Below are 14,367 nucleotides of genomic sequence, written 5' to 3' on the forward strand. Positions count from 1 at the left end.
GCCATCGGCACGACGAATCGGCACAACGAAAAGGACCCCGCCGGAGCGGGGTCCTTCTTTTGTGTCCGAGGGGGGACTTGAACCCCCACGCCCGATAAAGGGCACTAGCACCTCAAGCTAGCGCGTCTGCCATTCCGCCACCCGGACCAGGTGGTCGGCCCCGGTTTCCCGCGGCGACATGGACAACAATAGCAGGGGATCCGCGGGGCTCCGACCACTTATCCGAGCGGCTGCCGTCCGCCACGCCGTGCTGACCTGCACGCATGCACCGGCGGAGCTGGCGAGACGGTACGTCTCGCACAAGGTCACGGGCAGCGGATGACCTGGCCGGCGTAGGAGAGGTTCCCGCCGAAACCGAAGAGGAGCACGGGGGCGCCGGTGGGGATTTCGCCGCGCTGCACCAGCTTGGACAGCGCCATCGGGATGCTGGCGGCCGAGGTGTTGCCCGAGTCGACGACATCGCGGGCGACGACGGCGTTGACGGCGCCGATCCTCGCGGCGAGCGGCTCGATGATCCGCAGGTTCGCCTGGTGCAGGACGACCGCGGCCAGCTCCTCGGGGAGGACCCCGGCCTTCTCGCACACCTTGCGGGCGAGCGGCGGGAGCTGGCTGGTGGTCCAGCGGTAGACGGACTGGCCCTCCTGCGCGAAGACCGGCGGCGAGCCCTCGATGCGGACGGCGTTGCCCATCTCGGGGACCGAGCCCCACAGCACCGGGCCGATGCCCGGCTCCGCGGCGGCCTCGACGACGGCCGCGCCGGCGCCGTCGCCGGTGAGCACGCAGGTCGAGCGGTCGCTCCAGTCGGTGATCTCGGTCATCTTGTCGGCGCCGATGACCAGGGCGCGGGAGGCGGAGCCGGCCCGGATGGCGTGGTCGGCGGTGGCCAGGGCGTGCGTGAAGCCCGAGCAGACGACGTTGATGTCCATCACGGCGGGGCCGCCGCCCATGCCCAGCTTGGCGGCGACGCGCGCGGCCATGTTGGGCGAGCGGTCGATGGCGGTGGAGGTGGCGACCAGTACCAGGTCGATGTCGTCGGGGGTCAGGCCGGCGCCGGCCAGGGCCTTGCCCGCCGCCTGGAAGGCCAGCTCGTCCACCGGTTCGTCCGGACCCGCGACGTGGCGCGTCTTGATGCCCACCCGGGACCGGATCCACTCGTCGGTGGTGTCGACCATGGCCGCGAGGTCCTCGTTGGTGAGCACTTTCGCGGGCTGGTAGTGCCCTAGCGCCACCACGCGTGAACCGGTCATGGGCGGGGTCCCCCCTCGTACGGAAGTCAGGATCACCCAGCTTCGCCTGCTACTGATGGGTACGGGGGCGCGTGACCCGACAGGATTCCGGGGCCGGAATTTGGAGATTCCCGAGGATCCGGCAGCCGGGGGCGGTGCGGGAAGCGGAACCGCGACAATGAGGTTGTCGGACACGGACAGGAACCGAGAGCAAGAACCGAAGGGGTGGGCTGATCGCCATGGGACGGGTCACCGAGCGTCGTCGCGTCGTCCGGATCCGGAACGGCGCGGTGGGGGTCCGTCCGGACACGCTGGTCGCCGAGGAGCCGCTGGAGATACGGCTGAACGGCAAGCCGCTGGCGATCACGATGCGCACGCCGGGGGACGATTTCGCCCTCGCGGTGGGCTTCCTGGCGAGCGAGGGCGTGCTCGCCGGGGCCTCGGACGTGCGGGCCGTCACCTATTGCGAGGGGGCGGCCGAGGACGGGACCAACACGTACAACGTGGTCAACGTGCAGCTGGCGGCCGGGGTTCCGGTGCCCGACATCACGCTGGAGCGCAACGTCTACACCACCTCCTCCTGCGGCCTGTGCGGAAAGGCCAGCCTGGACGCGGTGCGTACGGCGACCCGCTTCCCGGCGGCCGGCGCCGACCCCGTACGGATCTCCGCGGACGTCCTGTGCGCGCTGCCGGACCGGCTGCGCGCGGCCCAGAAGGTCTTCGACCGCACGGGCGGGCTGCACGCGGCCGGCCTGTTCTCGGCGAGCGGGGAGCTGTTGGACCTGCGCGAGGACGTGGGCCGGCACAACGCGGTGGACAAGATCGTCGGAAGGGCGCTCCAGGCGGGCGGCCTCCCGCTGGCCGGCTCGGTCCTGCTGGTGTCGGGCCGGGCCTCCTTCGAACTCGCCCAGAAGGCCGTGATGGCGGGCATCCCGGTCCTGGCGGCGGTCTCGGCCCCGTCCTCCCTGGCGGTGGACCTGGCCCTGGAATCGGGGCTGACCCTGGTCGGCTTCCTGCGGGGGCCGGACATGAACATCTACGCGGGCGAGGAGCGCATCACGATGTGACCGCGGGGCTCGGCGGCCGCCGCCCGCCGCTGCCCCGTGCGCGGCGACGGCCGCCGCCGCGCCGCTGCCCCGTGCGCGCCCGCCGGCGCCTCAACGCCCGCGGCGGGTGCGGCGGGTGGTGCGCGTGGCCGGGGCCGGGGCCGGGGCCGGCGGCGTGATGCGGTGGAGGTCCAGGGTGGGCGGCACCGGCGTGGTGCCGGGGCCGCCCGCTTCGGCCCAGGCGATGATCTCGTCGGTGGCGGTGTCGTCCAGGGCCCAGCCGAACCAGGCCGCGCGGGCTCCGCGGCGGCGGGCCTCGGTGGTCGGCTGGACCACGATCACGTTGGCCTGGGCGCAGGGGCCGAGGCATTCGCTCGTACGGACGGCCAGCCGGCCCCCGGAGGCGGCCGCGGCCTCGCGCAGCCGGGCGAGCTGCCCGGCGTGGTCGGTCCCGGGGTTCTTGCGGGGGTCGCCGCAGCAGCAGCCGCGGCAGACCACCAGGGTGCAGGGGCGTTCGGCGTGGGCGCCGTTCGGGCGTATCCAGGTCACCACCGAACGTTATCGGGCCTGACCCGTGGGCTGTTGAGACGCGGGCGAGACCTCCGCCACACGGTCGGCGCCGGGTTCGGTATCGACCGGGTCGCCGGCGCGGCGGCGGGCGAGGACCGCGCAGACCATCAGCTGCATCTGGTGGAACAGCATCAGCGGGAGCACCGCGAGGCTCGCCTGCGGCCCGAACAGCACGCTGGCCATGGGGAGTCCGGCGGCGAGGCTCTTCTTCGACCCGGCGAACTGGATGGCGATGCGGTCCGCCCGGCCGAACCCCAGGCGCTCGGCCCCGTACCAGGTCGCGAGCAGCATGACGGCGAGGAGGACGGCCTCGACCGCCATCAGGGCGCCCAGGCGCAGCGCGCTCACCTGGTGCCAGATCCCGGCGGCCATGCCCGCGCTGAAGGCGGCGTAGACGACGAGCAGGATCGAGCCGCGGTCGACGTAGCCGAGGACCGGCCGGTGGCGTGCGAGGAGGCCGCCGACCCAGCGGCGCAGGAACTGCCCGAGGAGGAAGGGCAGCAGGAGCTGGAGGACGATCTTGAGGACGGAGTCCGCGGAGAAGCCGCCCGCGGCGTTGCCGAGCAGGCCGGCGGCGAGGAGGGGGGTGAGGAGGATGCCGGCGAGGCTGGAGAAGGAGCCGGCGCAGATCGCGGCCGGGACGTTGCCCCGGGCGATGGAGGTGAAGGCGATGGAGGACTGGACGGTCGAGGGGACCAGGCACAGGAAGAGCAGGCCGCTGTAGAGGGGCGGGGTGAGCACGCCGGGCACCAGCACCCGGGCGGCGAGGCCGAGCAGGGGGAAGAGGAGGAAGGTGCAGGCGAGCACGGTGAGGTGCAGCCGCCAGTGGCGCAGGCCCTCGAGCGCCTCGCGGGTGGACAGCCGGGCGCCGTAGAGGAAGAAGAGCAGGGCCACGGCCGCGGTGGAGGCGCCGCCGGCGACGGTGGCGGCCGGGCCGCGGGCCGGGAACAGCGCGGCGAGGCCGACGGTGCCGAGGAGCGCCAGGACGTACGGGTCCAGGGGCAGCCGGGCGGGGAGGTGCGGGCGGCGCATGTGCGGGGTGCTCACTTGCTCTCGGGGGCGGTCTCCTTCCCCATGGTCGGGGCTGTGCGGTGATCGGGAAACCTGCATACGGCACTCACTGTCATCACGACCCGTGATGACACCGGCTAGGATGGGCGGTATGTACGACCCCGTCCAGCTGCGTACGTTCCTCACGGTGGCGCAGACGCTGAGCTTCACCCAGGCCGCCGGGCGGCTCGGCGTACGGCAGTCCACGGTCAGCCAGCACGTGCGGCGGCTGGAGGAGGCGACGGGCCGGCCGCTGTTCCTGCGCGACACGCACAGCGTGGAGCTGACGGAGGACGGCGAGGCGCTGCTGGGCTTCGCGCGCACGATCCTCGAGGCGCACGAGCGGGCGGCGGCCTTCTTCACGGGGACCCGGCTGCGGGGGCGGCTCCGGTTCGGGGCGTCGGAGGACTTCGTGCTGACGCGTCTGCCGGAGATCCTGGAGGGGTTCCGCCACCAGCATCCCGAGGTGGACCTGGAGCTGTCGGTGGAGCTGTCGGGCACGTTGCACGAGCGGCTGGACGCGGGGCGCCTCGACCTGGTGCTGGCCAAGCGGCGGGGGCCGGGCGACGAGCGCGGCCGGCTGGTGTGGCGGGACCGGATGGTGTGGATCGGGGCGGAGGGCCTGCGGGTGGACGCGGAGCGACCGGTGCCGCTGATCGCCTTCCCGCCGCCGGGGATCACCCGCGCGCGGGCCCTGGAGGCGCTGGAGCGGGAGGGGCGGCCGTGGCGGGTCGCCTGCACGAGCGGGAGCCTGAGCGGGCTGATCGCGGCGGCCCGGGCCGGGCTGGGCGTGATGGCCCACGCCCGGGGGCTGATCCCGCCGGGGCTGGTCCGCGTCGGCGGGCTGCCCGAGCTGGGACCCGTGGAGTTCGCGCTGCTGCGCGGCGCCCGCGTCCCGGCCTCCGCCGGGGCCCTGGCCTCGGCGATCCTCTCGGGGGCGGACCGCCTCAGCCGCACGGCCTGACCCGGGCGCGGAACACCGCTGAGGAGGTCTTGTGGAGGTGTGCGCGGGCTGATCAACTGCCGTCCGGCGTGGGGTACCGTCGCCGCGCCGCACGGAGAGGAGCGGGGCCTTGCGCGAGTTCACCGTCCCACCCGTCATCACGGGCGCGCCCGTCGGCGGCCTGGCCGACACCGTCTTCCAGCATGCTCACGAGGAGCCGGGCCGGGTGGTGCTCGGCCGCAAGACCGGCGGTGTCTGGCGGGACGTGACCTCCGGGGAGCTGGCCGCCGAGGTGCTGGCGCTCGCCAAGGGGCTGCTGGCCCAGGGGGTGCGGTTCGGGGACCGGGTGGCCGTCATGTCCCGCACCCGGTACGAATGGACGCTCTTCGACTTCGCGCTGTGGGCGATCGGCGCCCAGCCGGTGCCGGTCTATCCGACCTCCTCCGCCGAGCAGGTGCAGTGGATCCTGGCCGACTCCCGGTGCACGGCCTGCGTCGTCGAGAACGAGGACCAGGCCATGACGGTGGGCTCGGTCGTCGACCGGCTCCCCGAACTGCGGCTGCTGTGGCAGCTCGACGCGGGGGCCGTGGACGCGCTCGTCGCCGACGGGCGCGGGGTCTCCGAGGACGTGGTGCACCGCCATCGCCGCGCGGTGACCCCGGACGCGGTCGCCACCGTCATCTACACCTCGGGGACCACCGGGCGGCCCAAGGGGTGCGTGCTCACCCACGCCAACTTCATGTTCGAGGCCGACACGATGGTCAGCCGCTGGGAGTCCGTCTTCCAGGCGGGTCCGGGCGAGCAGCCGTCCACCCTGCTCTTCCTGCCGCTGGCGCACGTCTTCGGCCGGATGGTGGAGGTGGCCGCGATCCGGTCGCGGGTCAAGCTGGGGCACCAGCCCGTGCTGACGGCGGCCGAGTTGCTGCCGGACCTCGCGGCGTTCCAACCGACCTTCGTGCTCGGGGTTCCGTACGTCTTCGAGAAGGTCTTCGCGGCCGCCCGCCGCAAGGCGGAGGCCGAGGGGCGCACGGGTCCCTTCGACCGGGCCGTGGAGACGGCCGTCCGGTACGCGGAGGCGCGCGAGCAGAAGGCCTTCGGCATCGGGCCGGGACCCTCCGCGGGGCTGCGGGTGGAGCACCAGGTGTTCGAGAAGCTGGTGTACGCGAAGGTCCGCGCGGCGATGGGCGGCCGGGTGCGGCACGCCATGTCGGGCGGGTCCGCGATGTCGCGCCGCCTCGGGCTGTTCTTCGACGGCGCCGGGATCACGATCTTCGAGGGGTACGGGCTGACCGAGTCGAGCGCGGCGGCCACGGCGAACCCGCCGGGGGCGACCAAGTACGGCACGGTGGGCCTGCCGATCCCGGGCGGCACGGTGCACATCGCCGCCGACGGGGAGGTCTGGCTGCACGGCGGCCACGTCTTCTCCGGGTACCTCAACGACCCGCGCGGGACGGCGGAGGTGCTGCGCGGCGGCTGGCTGGCGACCGGGGACCTGGGGCGGCTGGACGAGGACGGCTACCTCACCATCACGGGCCGCAAGAAGGAGATCCTGGTGACCTCCAACGGCAAGAGCGTGCAGCCGGCGGCGCTGGAGGAGCGGGTCCGCTCGCATCCGCTGGTGGCCCAGTGCGTGCTGGTGGGCAACGACCGGCCGTACATCGCGGCCCTGATCACCCTGGACCCGGAGGGGATGGCGCACTGGCTGTCGATGCGCGGGCTGCCGCAGCGGCCGTCGGCGGAGCTGGTGCACGACCCGGACCTGTCGGCGGAGGTGCGGCGGGCGGTGGTGGCGGCCAACACGCTGGTCTCGCAGGCGGAGGCGATCCGCACCTTCCGGGTGCTGCCCGAGCAGTTCAGCGAGGAGCGGGGGCTGCTGACGCCCTCGCTGAAACTCAAGCGCCGGGCGATCGAGAAGGCGTACGCGATGGAGGTCGCGGCGCTGTACCAGTCGTGAGCAGGCCGGTTCCGGGGCCGCCGCGCCCCCTCCAGCAATTCTGACGGTTCGTCATATCGCTACTGCCGCCGATATTGACGATCCGTCAGGCCGCGCACAGAATGCGGGGATTCCGACCCGAGGGGATCCCCAGATGTTGCGACCGATCCGCACCCTTGCCGCCGCGGCAGCAGCCCTCGCACTCGTCTCCGCCTGCAACTCCGCCTCCACCGACGGAAACGACATCGGCCGGCCCGGCGACATGCCCGGGGACCGCCGCGGGGTGACCGCCGAGTCGATCAAGGTCGGCGGCATCGTGTCGATGACCAGCGCCGGCGGCTACAGCAAGAAGGACACCGATCTCGGCGCCAAGGCGCGGTACATGAGGGCCAACGCCGAGGGAGGCGTCAACGGCCGGAAGATCGACTACCTCGGCGCGGAGGACGACGGCCAGGACCCCGCGAAGAACATGGCGGCCGCCCGCAAACTGGTCCAGCAGGACAAGGTGTTCGCGGTCGCCCCCATGAGCTCGGTGACCTTCTCGGGCGCCGACTTCCTGGAACAGGAGAAGGTCCCCACCTTCGGCTGGGGCACCCTGCCCTCCTTCTGCGGGCCCAAGTACATCTACGGCTTCAACGGCTGCCTGGTCCCCGCCCCCGGGGGCACCATCAACCAGACCTGGCCCGAGGGCATCGGGCAGCTCCTCGGCGGGGCCCGGGGCAAGTCCGTCGCGATCATCGCCAACGACAGCGACGCCGGCAAGTTCGGCATCCGGACCTTCCAGCAGGGCTTCGCCAGCGCCGGGTTCACGGTCTCCTACGCCAAGGCCTCCGTGCCCGCCACCGCCGTGCCGAGCGACTGGTCGGCCTACGTGAAGGAGATCCTCGGGAGCAACGGGGGCAAGGCGCCCGACGCCGTGGTCTCCGTCATGCAGACCCCGAACAACATCGGCCTGTTCACCGCGCTCAAGCGCGGCGGATACAAGGGGCTGCTCTCCGACCCCACCGACTACGACCCGGGCCTGCTCGCCAAGGACGCCACCAGGCAGGCGCTCGACGGGGTGCACGTACTGCTCCAGTTCGAGCCCTTCGAGTCCGACAACCCGAAGATGGCCCGGTTCAAGGCCGACATCAAGGCCGCGGCGGGCGGGCAGGACGTGCCGCTCAACATGCACATGCTGACCGGGTACATGTCGGCCGACCTCTTCGTCTCCATCGCGCAGAAGGCCGGCACGGACCTGACCGTCGAGTCCTTCCAGGACGCCGCGCAGCGCTTCTCCGACACCGGCACGCTGGTCGGCGACCGGGCGGAGCCCAAGGGGCAGAAGGACAGCTTCGGCTGCGGGGCGCTCGTACAGCTGAAGAACGGCGCGTACGAGGTGTCCGTCCCGTTCAAGTGCCACGAGCCCATCCCCTTCAAGTAGGGCCGCGGCATGGGAGATCTGCTCGTCTTCGTACTGAGCGGCCTGGTCTCCGGGGCCCTGTACGCACTGCTCGCCACCGGGCTGGTGCTGTCCTACTCGGCGTCCGGGCTGTTCAACTTCGCGCACGGGGCCACCGCCTACCTGTGCGCCCTCACCTTCTACGAGCTGCACTCCGGCCTGGGCTGGCCGGCGGTCCCCACGGCGCTGCTGGTGGTGCTCGTCCTGGCCCCCGGCCTCGGCTGGGGGCTGGACCGGCTGATGTTCCGGCGGCTCGCGCGGGTCGGCGAGACGGCGCAGATCGTGGCGACCATCGGGCTGCTGGTCGCGCTGCCGGCGGCCGGACTGTGGGCCGTGGAGCTGCTGGCGGACGCGGGGGCGCCGGTGAAGCCCGCCGAGAACCAGTTCGGGCTGCCGGGGGTCGGGCCGAGCCCGGCGAAGTCCTGGCAGCTCACCGAGGGCGTCGGCATCGACTCCGACCAGCTGATCACCTGGGTGGTGACGGCGGTGGTGGCGGTGGCCCTGTGGGTGCTGATGCGGCACACGCGGCTCGGGCTGCTGCTGCGGGCCGCCGTGGACAACCGCGCGCTGACCGAACTGCGCGGGATCAGCGCCGACCGGCTCTCCTCGGTGGCCTGGATGATCGCCTCGGCGCTGGCCGGGCTGGCGGGCGTGCTCGCGACGCCGCTGCTGGGGCTGTCCGCCCACGACTTCACCCTGTTCCTGTTCGTCTCGGCGACGGCGGCGGTCATCGGAAGGTTCGCGTCCGTGCCGCTCGCCTTCGCGGGCGGGCTGGGACTCGGGGTGCTGCAGAACCTGGTGGCCGGATACGCCTCCTTCGCCGAGAGCATCACCGGCTTCCGCACGGCGGTGCCGTTCCTGATCCTCTTCGCGGGCCTGCTGGTGCTGACGCGCAGGGCGCGGACGGCGGGGGTCGCGGCCGTGGACGCGCCGCCGGTCGACCATCTGGCCGGGGCTCCGTGGGGGCGGCGGTGGGGGGTGTGGGCGACGGGCGCGGTGGCGCTGGGCCTCGCCTTCTACACCGTGACCAGCCCGTTCTGGAGCGGGCTGCTGGCCCAAGGGCTCGCCATCGGGCTGGTGTTCATGTCCTTCACCGTGGTGACCGGGCTGGGGGCGATGGTCTCGCTGGCCCAGGGCACCTTCGTGACCGGGGCCGCGCTGGTGGCCGGACTGCTGATGAGCCGGGGCTGGCCCTTCGTGGCGGCGCTGGCGGTCGGAACCTGCGCGGCCGCGGTGCTGGGGGCGCTGGTCGCCCTGCCGGCGCTGCGGCTGGGCGGGAGATCGCTGGCACTGGCGACCCTGGCGCTGGCCTTCCTCGCCGACCAGGTGCTGTTCCAGCTGCGGTGGCTGCGCAACGGGGACTCAGGGTGGCCGGTCCCGCGGCCGGTGTTCGGGCCGGTGGACCTGTCCGACGACCGGGCGCTGGGAGTGGCCCTGGTGGTCCTGGTCGCCGTGGTGGCCGCCGGGCTGAGCGCGCTGCGGGGCTCGCCGTCGGGCCGGGCGATGCTGGCCGTGCGGTCGGCGCCCGCGGCGGCGATGGCCTCGGGGGTGTCCGTCCTGCGGACGAAGCTGCTGCTGTTCACGCTGTCGGCGGGGCTGGCCGGGTTCGGCGGCGTGATGTACGCGTCGTTCAACACCCGGATCACGGCCACGGACTTCACGGCGATGACGGGGCTGGTGTGGCTGGCGGTGGTGGTGGCGGCGGGTGTGCGGCGGCCGCAGTACGCGGTGGTCGCGGGGCTGGTGTTCGCCGTTGCTCCGCGGGTGCTGGCGGACTATGTGACTCCGTCCGCGCATCTCCCGGTGATCCTGTTCGGCCTCGCGGGGCTGGCCTTGGCCAATGACCCGGACGGGTACTGCGCGGCGATCCCGGTCCGGCTCGCGAAGCGGCGGGCCTCGCGGGTCCCTGCGGGGCTCTCCCCCACCCCGCCCCTTCCCGAAACCGGTCTCCGCCCGGACCCGTCGGGGGCTGCGCCCCCGGCCCCCCGCGCCTCCATCGCCGGCGAGGCTGATCTTCCATCCCCTCGGGCATTTGAGGAGCGGGGTCCGGGGCGGAGCCCCGGGAGCCCCGCAGGGGCTCCGCCGCCCGCGCTGGAGCTGCGTGGCGCAACGGCCGGGTACGACGGGGGCCTCGTCCTCCACGGAGTGGACCTGGCCGTGCGCGCCGGGGAGATCCTCGCCGTGCTCGGGCCCAACGGCGCCGGCAAGAGCACCGCCTGCCGAGTCGCCGCCGGCGCCCTGCGCCCCGCCGGCGGCGCGGTCCTCGTGGGCGGCCGCGACGCGACCCGCGAGGACTCCGTGCGCCGGGCCCGGTCCGGAGTGGTGCTCGCCCCCGAGGGGCGGGGGATCTTCCCCGCGCTCACCATCGAGGAGAACCTGGCCCTGTACCTGCGGGACCCCGCCGCCCGCGCCGCCGTGTACGACCGCTTCCCGCGGCTCGCGGAACGCCGCGGGGTGGCCGCCGGGGCCCTGTCCGGCGGGGAGCAGCAGATGCTGGCCCTGGCCCCGCTGCTGCAGCGCCCGCCCGAGGTGCTGATCGCCGACGAGCCCTCGCTCGGGCTCGCCCCGCGCGTGGTGGAGGAGGTGTACGCGCTGCTCACCGAACTGCGCGACGCCGGGACCGCGCTGCTCCTGGTGGAGGAGAAGGCGGCGGAGATCCTGGGGATCGCCGACACCGTGGCCTACCTCTCCCAGGGCCGGGTCTCGTGGTGCGGGCCGCGCGCCGACGTGGAGGCGGACCGGCTCACCGAGGCCTACCTGGGGATGGCGACATGAGCGGCTACGTACTGGAGGCCCGGGGGGTCGGCGTGCGCTTCGGCGGGGTCCGGGCGCTGACCGGCGTGGACCTCGGCGTCCGCGCGGGCGAGGTGTGCGGACTGATCGGGCCGAACGGTGCCGGGAAGACCACCCTGTTCGACGTGCTCTCCGGGATCCGGCGGCCCGACCAGGGGCGGATGCTGCTGGACGGGGTGGACATCACCCGCCGCTCCCCCGTCTGGCGGGCCCGGCACGGCATGCGCCGGACCTTCCAGCGCCAGCAGTTGTTCGGCCAGCTCAGCGTGGCCGACAACCTCCTGGTCGCGCAGGAGTGGCGGGGCGGCGGGGGCGGACTCGCCGCCGACCTGGTCGCCTTCCCGGCCCGGCGGGCCCGGGAGCGGGCGCGCCGGGAGCGGGGCGAGCGGGTGCTGGCCGGCTGCGGGATCGGCGCGCTGGGGGCCTCGTACGCCGGCGGGCTGCCCGTCGGGCAGGCCCGGATGGTGGAGCTGGCGCGGGCGGTGGCCGATCCGCCGAGGGTGCTGCTGCTAGACGAGCCGGCGTCCGGGATGTCGGCCCCGGAGCGCGAGCGGCTGGCGGCGGTGGTCCGGCGCCTGGCGCGGGAGGAGGGCTGCGCGGTGCTGCTGGTCGAGCACAACGTGGCCTTCGTGATGGACCTGTGCGCGCGGGTGGTCGTCCTGGACCTCGGGGCGGTGCTCGCCGAGGGTCCGCCGGGAGAGGTGCGGGCGGACCCGCTGGTGCGGGAGGCGTACCTCGGGACGGCGTGACCCGTTCGGGGATGGCGGGAATACGTCGTACGGGGGGCCGGTTGTCGCCCCTCGTACGACGCCGCCCATCGACCCGAGGGAACGACCAGACGTGAACCAGGTCCCCACCGTCAAGCTCAACAACGGCACGCTGATGCCCCAGCTCGGCTTCGGCGTCTGGCAGGTGCCGGACGCGGAGGCGGAGCGGGCCGTCGCGACCGCGCTGGAGGCGGGCTACCGCAGCATCGACACGGCGGCCGTCTACGGCAACGAGGCAGGCACCGGACGGGGCCTGGCCGCCTCGGGGGTGGCGCGCGAGGAGCTGTTCGTCACCACGAAGCTGTGGAACGGCCCGAAGCGGCCCTGGAACCGGGACGCGGTGCTGCGCGCCTTCGACGACTCGCTCGCCAAGCTGGGACTCGACCACGTCGACCTGTACCTGATCCACTGGCCGCGCCCGATGCGCGACGACTTCCTCTCCATCTGGCAGGCGTTCGAGGAGATCGCGGCGAGCGGCCGGGCCGGGGCGGTCGGCGTGTCGAACTTCCGCCCCGCCGACCTGGACCGGCTGGCCGGGGCGAGCGGGCTGGTGCCGGCCGTGAACCAGATCGAGCTGCACCCGCTGTTCCCGCAGGACGAGCTGCGCGCGCTGCACGCCGAGCGCGGCATCACCACCGAGGCCTGGTCGCCGCTGGGCCAGGGCAAGGAGCTGCTGACGCTCCCGGCGGTGGCCGCGATCGCCGCCAAGCACGGCCGCAGCGCCGCGCAGGTGGTGCTGCGCTGGCACCTCGGGCACGGGCACGTCGCGATCCCGAAGTCCGTGACACCGGCCCGGATCCGGGAGAACCTGGACGTGTTCGGCTTCGAGCTGGACGCCGGCGACGTCGCCGCGCTGGACGCCCTGGGCGCGGGCCCGGCGGCCCGGCGGATCGGTCCGGACCCGGCCGTCTTCGACGTGTGAGCGGGGCCCGCGTGAACCTTTCCGAGGGGCTCTACCGGATCCGCAACGTGGACAGCGGCCTGGTGCTCCAGCTGGAGGGCGCCTCCCGGGTACGGGTCGGCCCCGACGGGCCTCCCGCACCGGAGGCGGCCCGCCGGTGGCGGATCTCGCCGGTGCACAGCGGCGGCGGGATCTACCACGTGGTGAGCGAGGACAACGAGCGCCGCCTGGACGTCGCGAACGCCTCCACGGACAGCGGAGCCCGGGTGCAGGTGTGGCGGGCCAACGCCTTCGGCGCCCAGGAGTGGATCGTCGAGGAGCACCTCGACGATCCGGGCGTGGTCTCCCTGATCGCGTGCATCAGCGACCTCGTCCTGGAGGCCGACGACCAGGGCCGCGCCCGCCAGGGCGAGGACACCGACTCCCCGTCCCAGTGGTGGCGCCTGGAACCGGCCTGACCGCACCGGCACGGCCGACGACGTCGAAAGCCCCGGCGAACGCCGGGCTTTCGCGTCACAGGTGCGTCACGTCTCACACGGCGCCTCCCCGGCCCGGCGACCATGGGCCGATGCGCACACACCGCACCATCGCCCTGCTGGCCCTGGCCGGCGGCCTCGCCCTCACGGGCTGCCAGGAGGCGCAGGACCCCGCCGGCGGGCCGCCCGCGGCACCGGCCACGGCGTCCGCTCCTTCCCCACCTCCCGGGAGCACTGCCCCCAGGACCGCGACCCTCCCCGACCTGGTGGGCAAGGGCCTCCAAGCCGCGCAGGACGAGGCCCAGGCCGCCGGATTCCGCACGCTGAAGTCCCACGACGCCCTGGGCCGCGGACGACTCCAGGCCATGGACCGGAACTGGAAGGTGTGTTCGCAGGAGCCGAGGGGCGCAGCCGCCGTCTCCACGGACACGTCCGTCGACTTCGGCGCGGTGAAGCTGGAGGAGACCTGTCCCGCTCAGGACGCGACCGCTCCGCCCGCGGCCGGCGGGAGCATGCCGGACTTCGCCGGGAAGTCGCTCAAGGCGGCCCGGGGGGCCCTGCCCCCGAACTCCGGCATCTCGGTGAAGGACGCCGCCCAGGGGCGGATGGTGCTCCAGGAGTCGAACTGGAAGGTGTGCACGCAGAGCCCGGCCGCCGGAACCCCGCTCACCGGTCAGCCCGTCGCGTTCACCGCGGTGAAGTTCGAGGAGACCTGCCCCTGAGCCGCGGGGCGGGCTTCACGGAGCCGCGTACCGGACCTCGGCCGAGGTCCGGCAGGCGGTGCGCCGTCAGCTCGCGCCGTGGGCCGGGGCGAGGGATTCGACGCGCTCGGCGAGCGTGAAGTCGTTCGCCGTCACCACGCCGCCCGCGTCGTGGCTGTTCACCGACAGGCGGACGGTGTTGTAGCCGAGCGTCAGGTCGGAGTGGTGGTTCAACTCCTCCTGCACCGAGGCGATGTGCGCGACCAGGGCGCTCGCCGCGAAGTGCGTGCCCAGCCGGTAGGTGCGGAAGATCCGGTCGTCCTCGAAGGCCCAGCCGGGGAGTTCCCGCAGCCGGTCCTCGATCTCCTTCTGTGACAGCGGTTCACTCGGCATCCACCGGCTCCTCTTCCCGTGACGTGGAGTCAAGGTTCCCACAGTGCGCGCCGGAGCGACCCTTTCGCGCCATAGTGCGCTCGGGTACTTTCCGAGCCTTCCGCGCCCCACCCGGCCCCCCTATGCT

General features: G+C 73.6%; 13 protein-coding genes and 1 tRNA gene. 9 read left to right on the plus strand and 5 right to left on the minus strand.

The genetic code is table 11. The features are described from left to right. Positions 1-62: 62 nt before the first annotated feature. Positions 63-147 (minus strand) — tRNA-Leu (locus tag AB0D66_RS10105). 158 nt (positions 148-305) lie between these two features. Then, positions 306-1,247 (minus strand): beta-ketoacyl-ACP synthase III, encoded by a 942-nt coding sequence (locus tag AB0D66_RS10110; protein WP_362299516.1) that lies wholly within the window; start codon positions 1,245-1,247, stop codon positions 306-308. A gap of 218 nt (positions 1,248-1,465) precedes the next feature. Between AB0D66_RS10110 and fdhD the strand changes: the two genes are divergently transcribed. Further along, entirely contained in the window at positions 1,466-2,293 is an 828-nt protein-coding gene (fdhD, locus tag AB0D66_RS10115; RefSeq protein ID WP_362299519.1) for a formate dehydrogenase accessory sulfurtransferase FdhD, read from the plus strand. Between the two features lie 90 nt (positions 2,294-2,383). On the opposite strand, the gene AB0D66_RS10120 is transcribed toward fdhD, so the two are convergent. Next, entirely contained in the window at positions 2,384-2,821 is a 438-nt protein-coding gene (locus AB0D66_RS10120) for a (2Fe-2S) ferredoxin domain-containing protein (protein ID WP_362299522.1), read from the minus strand. A 9-nt stretch (positions 2,822-2,830) separates the two neighbouring features. Next, entirely contained in the window at positions 2,831-3,874 is a 1,044-nt protein-coding gene (locus tag AB0D66_RS10125) for a bile acid:sodium symporter family protein (protein WP_362299825.1), read from the minus strand. Between the two features lie 130 nt (positions 3,875-4,004). On the opposite strand from AB0D66_RS10125, the gene AB0D66_RS10130 reads away from it, so the two are divergent. From AB0D66_RS10130 to AB0D66_RS10165, 8 genes are all read left to right on the plus strand, one after another. Next, entirely contained in the window at positions 4,005-4,856 is an 852-nt protein-coding gene (locus AB0D66_RS10130; RefSeq protein WP_362299525.1) for a LysR substrate-binding domain-containing protein, read from the plus strand. A 109-nt stretch (positions 4,857-4,965) separates the two neighbouring features. Continuing rightward, positions 4,966-6,789 carry a long-chain fatty acid--CoA ligase gene (locus AB0D66_RS10135; RefSeq protein ID WP_362299528.1) on the plus strand — a complete coding sequence of 608 codons (1,824 nt, stop codon included), beginning with the start codon at positions 4,966-4,968 and terminating at the stop codon, positions 6,787-6,789. Positions 6,790-6,922: 133 nt separating this feature from the next. Then, positions 6,923-8,191 (plus strand): ABC transporter substrate-binding protein, encoded by a 1,269-nt coding sequence (locus tag AB0D66_RS10140; protein ID WP_362299531.1) that lies wholly within the window; start codon positions 6,923-6,925, stop codon positions 8,189-8,191. A 9-nt stretch (positions 8,192-8,200) separates the two neighbouring features. Next, entirely contained in the window at positions 8,201-10,984 is a 2,784-nt protein-coding gene (locus AB0D66_RS10145; RefSeq protein WP_362299534.1) for an ATP-binding cassette domain-containing protein, read from the plus strand. Further along, the gene (locus AB0D66_RS10150) at positions 10,981-11,751 is read left to right on the plus strand and encodes an ABC transporter ATP-binding protein (RefSeq protein WP_362299537.1); all 771 of its coding nucleotides are present in this window, start codon (positions 10,981-10,983) and stop codon (positions 11,749-11,751) included. Before AB0D66_RS10145 ends, AB0D66_RS10150 begins: the two co-directional genes overlap by 4 nt. Before the next feature lie 91 nt (positions 11,752-11,842). Continuing rightward, positions 11,843-12,691: an aldo/keto reductase gene (locus AB0D66_RS10155; RefSeq protein ID WP_362299539.1), complete on the plus strand. Its 849-nt coding sequence runs from the start codon at positions 11,843-11,845 to the stop codon at positions 12,689-12,691. Between the two features lie 11 nt (positions 12,692-12,702). Beyond that, positions 12,703-13,128 carry an RICIN domain-containing protein gene (locus AB0D66_RS10160; RefSeq protein ID WP_362299542.1) on the plus strand — a complete coding sequence of 142 codons (426 nt, stop codon included), beginning with the start codon at positions 12,703-12,705 and terminating at the stop codon, positions 13,126-13,128. A gap of 110 nt (positions 13,129-13,238) precedes the next feature. Next, positions 13,239-13,868 (plus strand): hypothetical protein, encoded by a 630-nt coding sequence (locus AB0D66_RS10165; protein ID WP_362299544.1) that lies wholly within the window; start codon positions 13,239-13,241, stop codon positions 13,866-13,868. 66 nt (positions 13,869-13,934) lie between these two features. Here AB0D66_RS10165 and AB0D66_RS10170 read toward each other — a convergent pair whose 3' ends face one another. Beyond that, positions 13,935-14,240, minus strand: a complete 306-nt coding sequence (locus AB0D66_RS10170) for a 4a-hydroxytetrahydrobiopterin dehydratase (RefSeq protein ID WP_362299547.1) — start codon at positions 14,238-14,240, stop codon at positions 13,935-13,937. Between the last annotated feature and the right edge of the window lie 127 nt (positions 14,241-14,367).

The sequence above is a fragment of the Streptomyces sp. NPDC048270 genome (assembly GCF_040652335.1).
Classification (GTDB): domain Bacteria; phylum Actinomycetota; class Actinomycetes; order Streptomycetales; family Streptomycetaceae; genus Streptomyces.

Excerpts from the sequence above, each read along its gene's own strand:
- AB0D66_RS10110 (WP_362299516.1), bottom strand. The coding sequence starts at position 1,247 with ATGACCGGTTCACGCGTGGTGGCGCTAGGGCACTACCAGCCCGCGAAA.
- fdhD (WP_362299519.1), top strand. The coding sequence starts at position 1,466 with ATGGGACGGGTCACCGAGCGTCGTCGCGTCGTCCGGATCCGGAACGGC.
- AB0D66_RS10125 (WP_362299825.1), bottom strand. The coding sequence starts at position 3,874 with ATGCGCCGCCCGCACCTCCCCGCCCGGCTGCCCCTGGACCCGTACGTC.
- AB0D66_RS10130 (WP_362299525.1), top strand. The coding sequence starts at position 4,005 with ATGTACGACCCCGTCCAGCTGCGTACGTTCCTCACGGTGGCGCAGACG.
- AB0D66_RS10140 (WP_362299531.1), top strand. The coding sequence starts at position 6,923 with ATGTTGCGACCGATCCGCACCCTTGCCGCCGCGGCAGCAGCCCTCGCA.
- AB0D66_RS10145 (WP_362299534.1), top strand. The coding sequence starts at position 8,201 with ATGGGAGATCTGCTCGTCTTCGTACTGAGCGGCCTGGTCTCCGGGGCC.
- AB0D66_RS10150 (WP_362299537.1), top strand. The coding sequence starts at position 10,981 with ATGAGCGGCTACGTACTGGAGGCCCGGGGGGTCGGCGTGCGCTTCGGC.
- AB0D66_RS10165 (WP_362299544.1), top strand. The coding sequence starts at position 13,239 with ATGCGCACACACCGCACCATCGCCCTGCTGGCCCTGGCCGGCGGCCTC.
- AB0D66_RS10170 (WP_362299547.1), bottom strand. The coding sequence starts at position 14,240 with ATGCCGAGTGAACCGCTGTCACAGAAGGAGATCGAGGACCGGCTGCGG.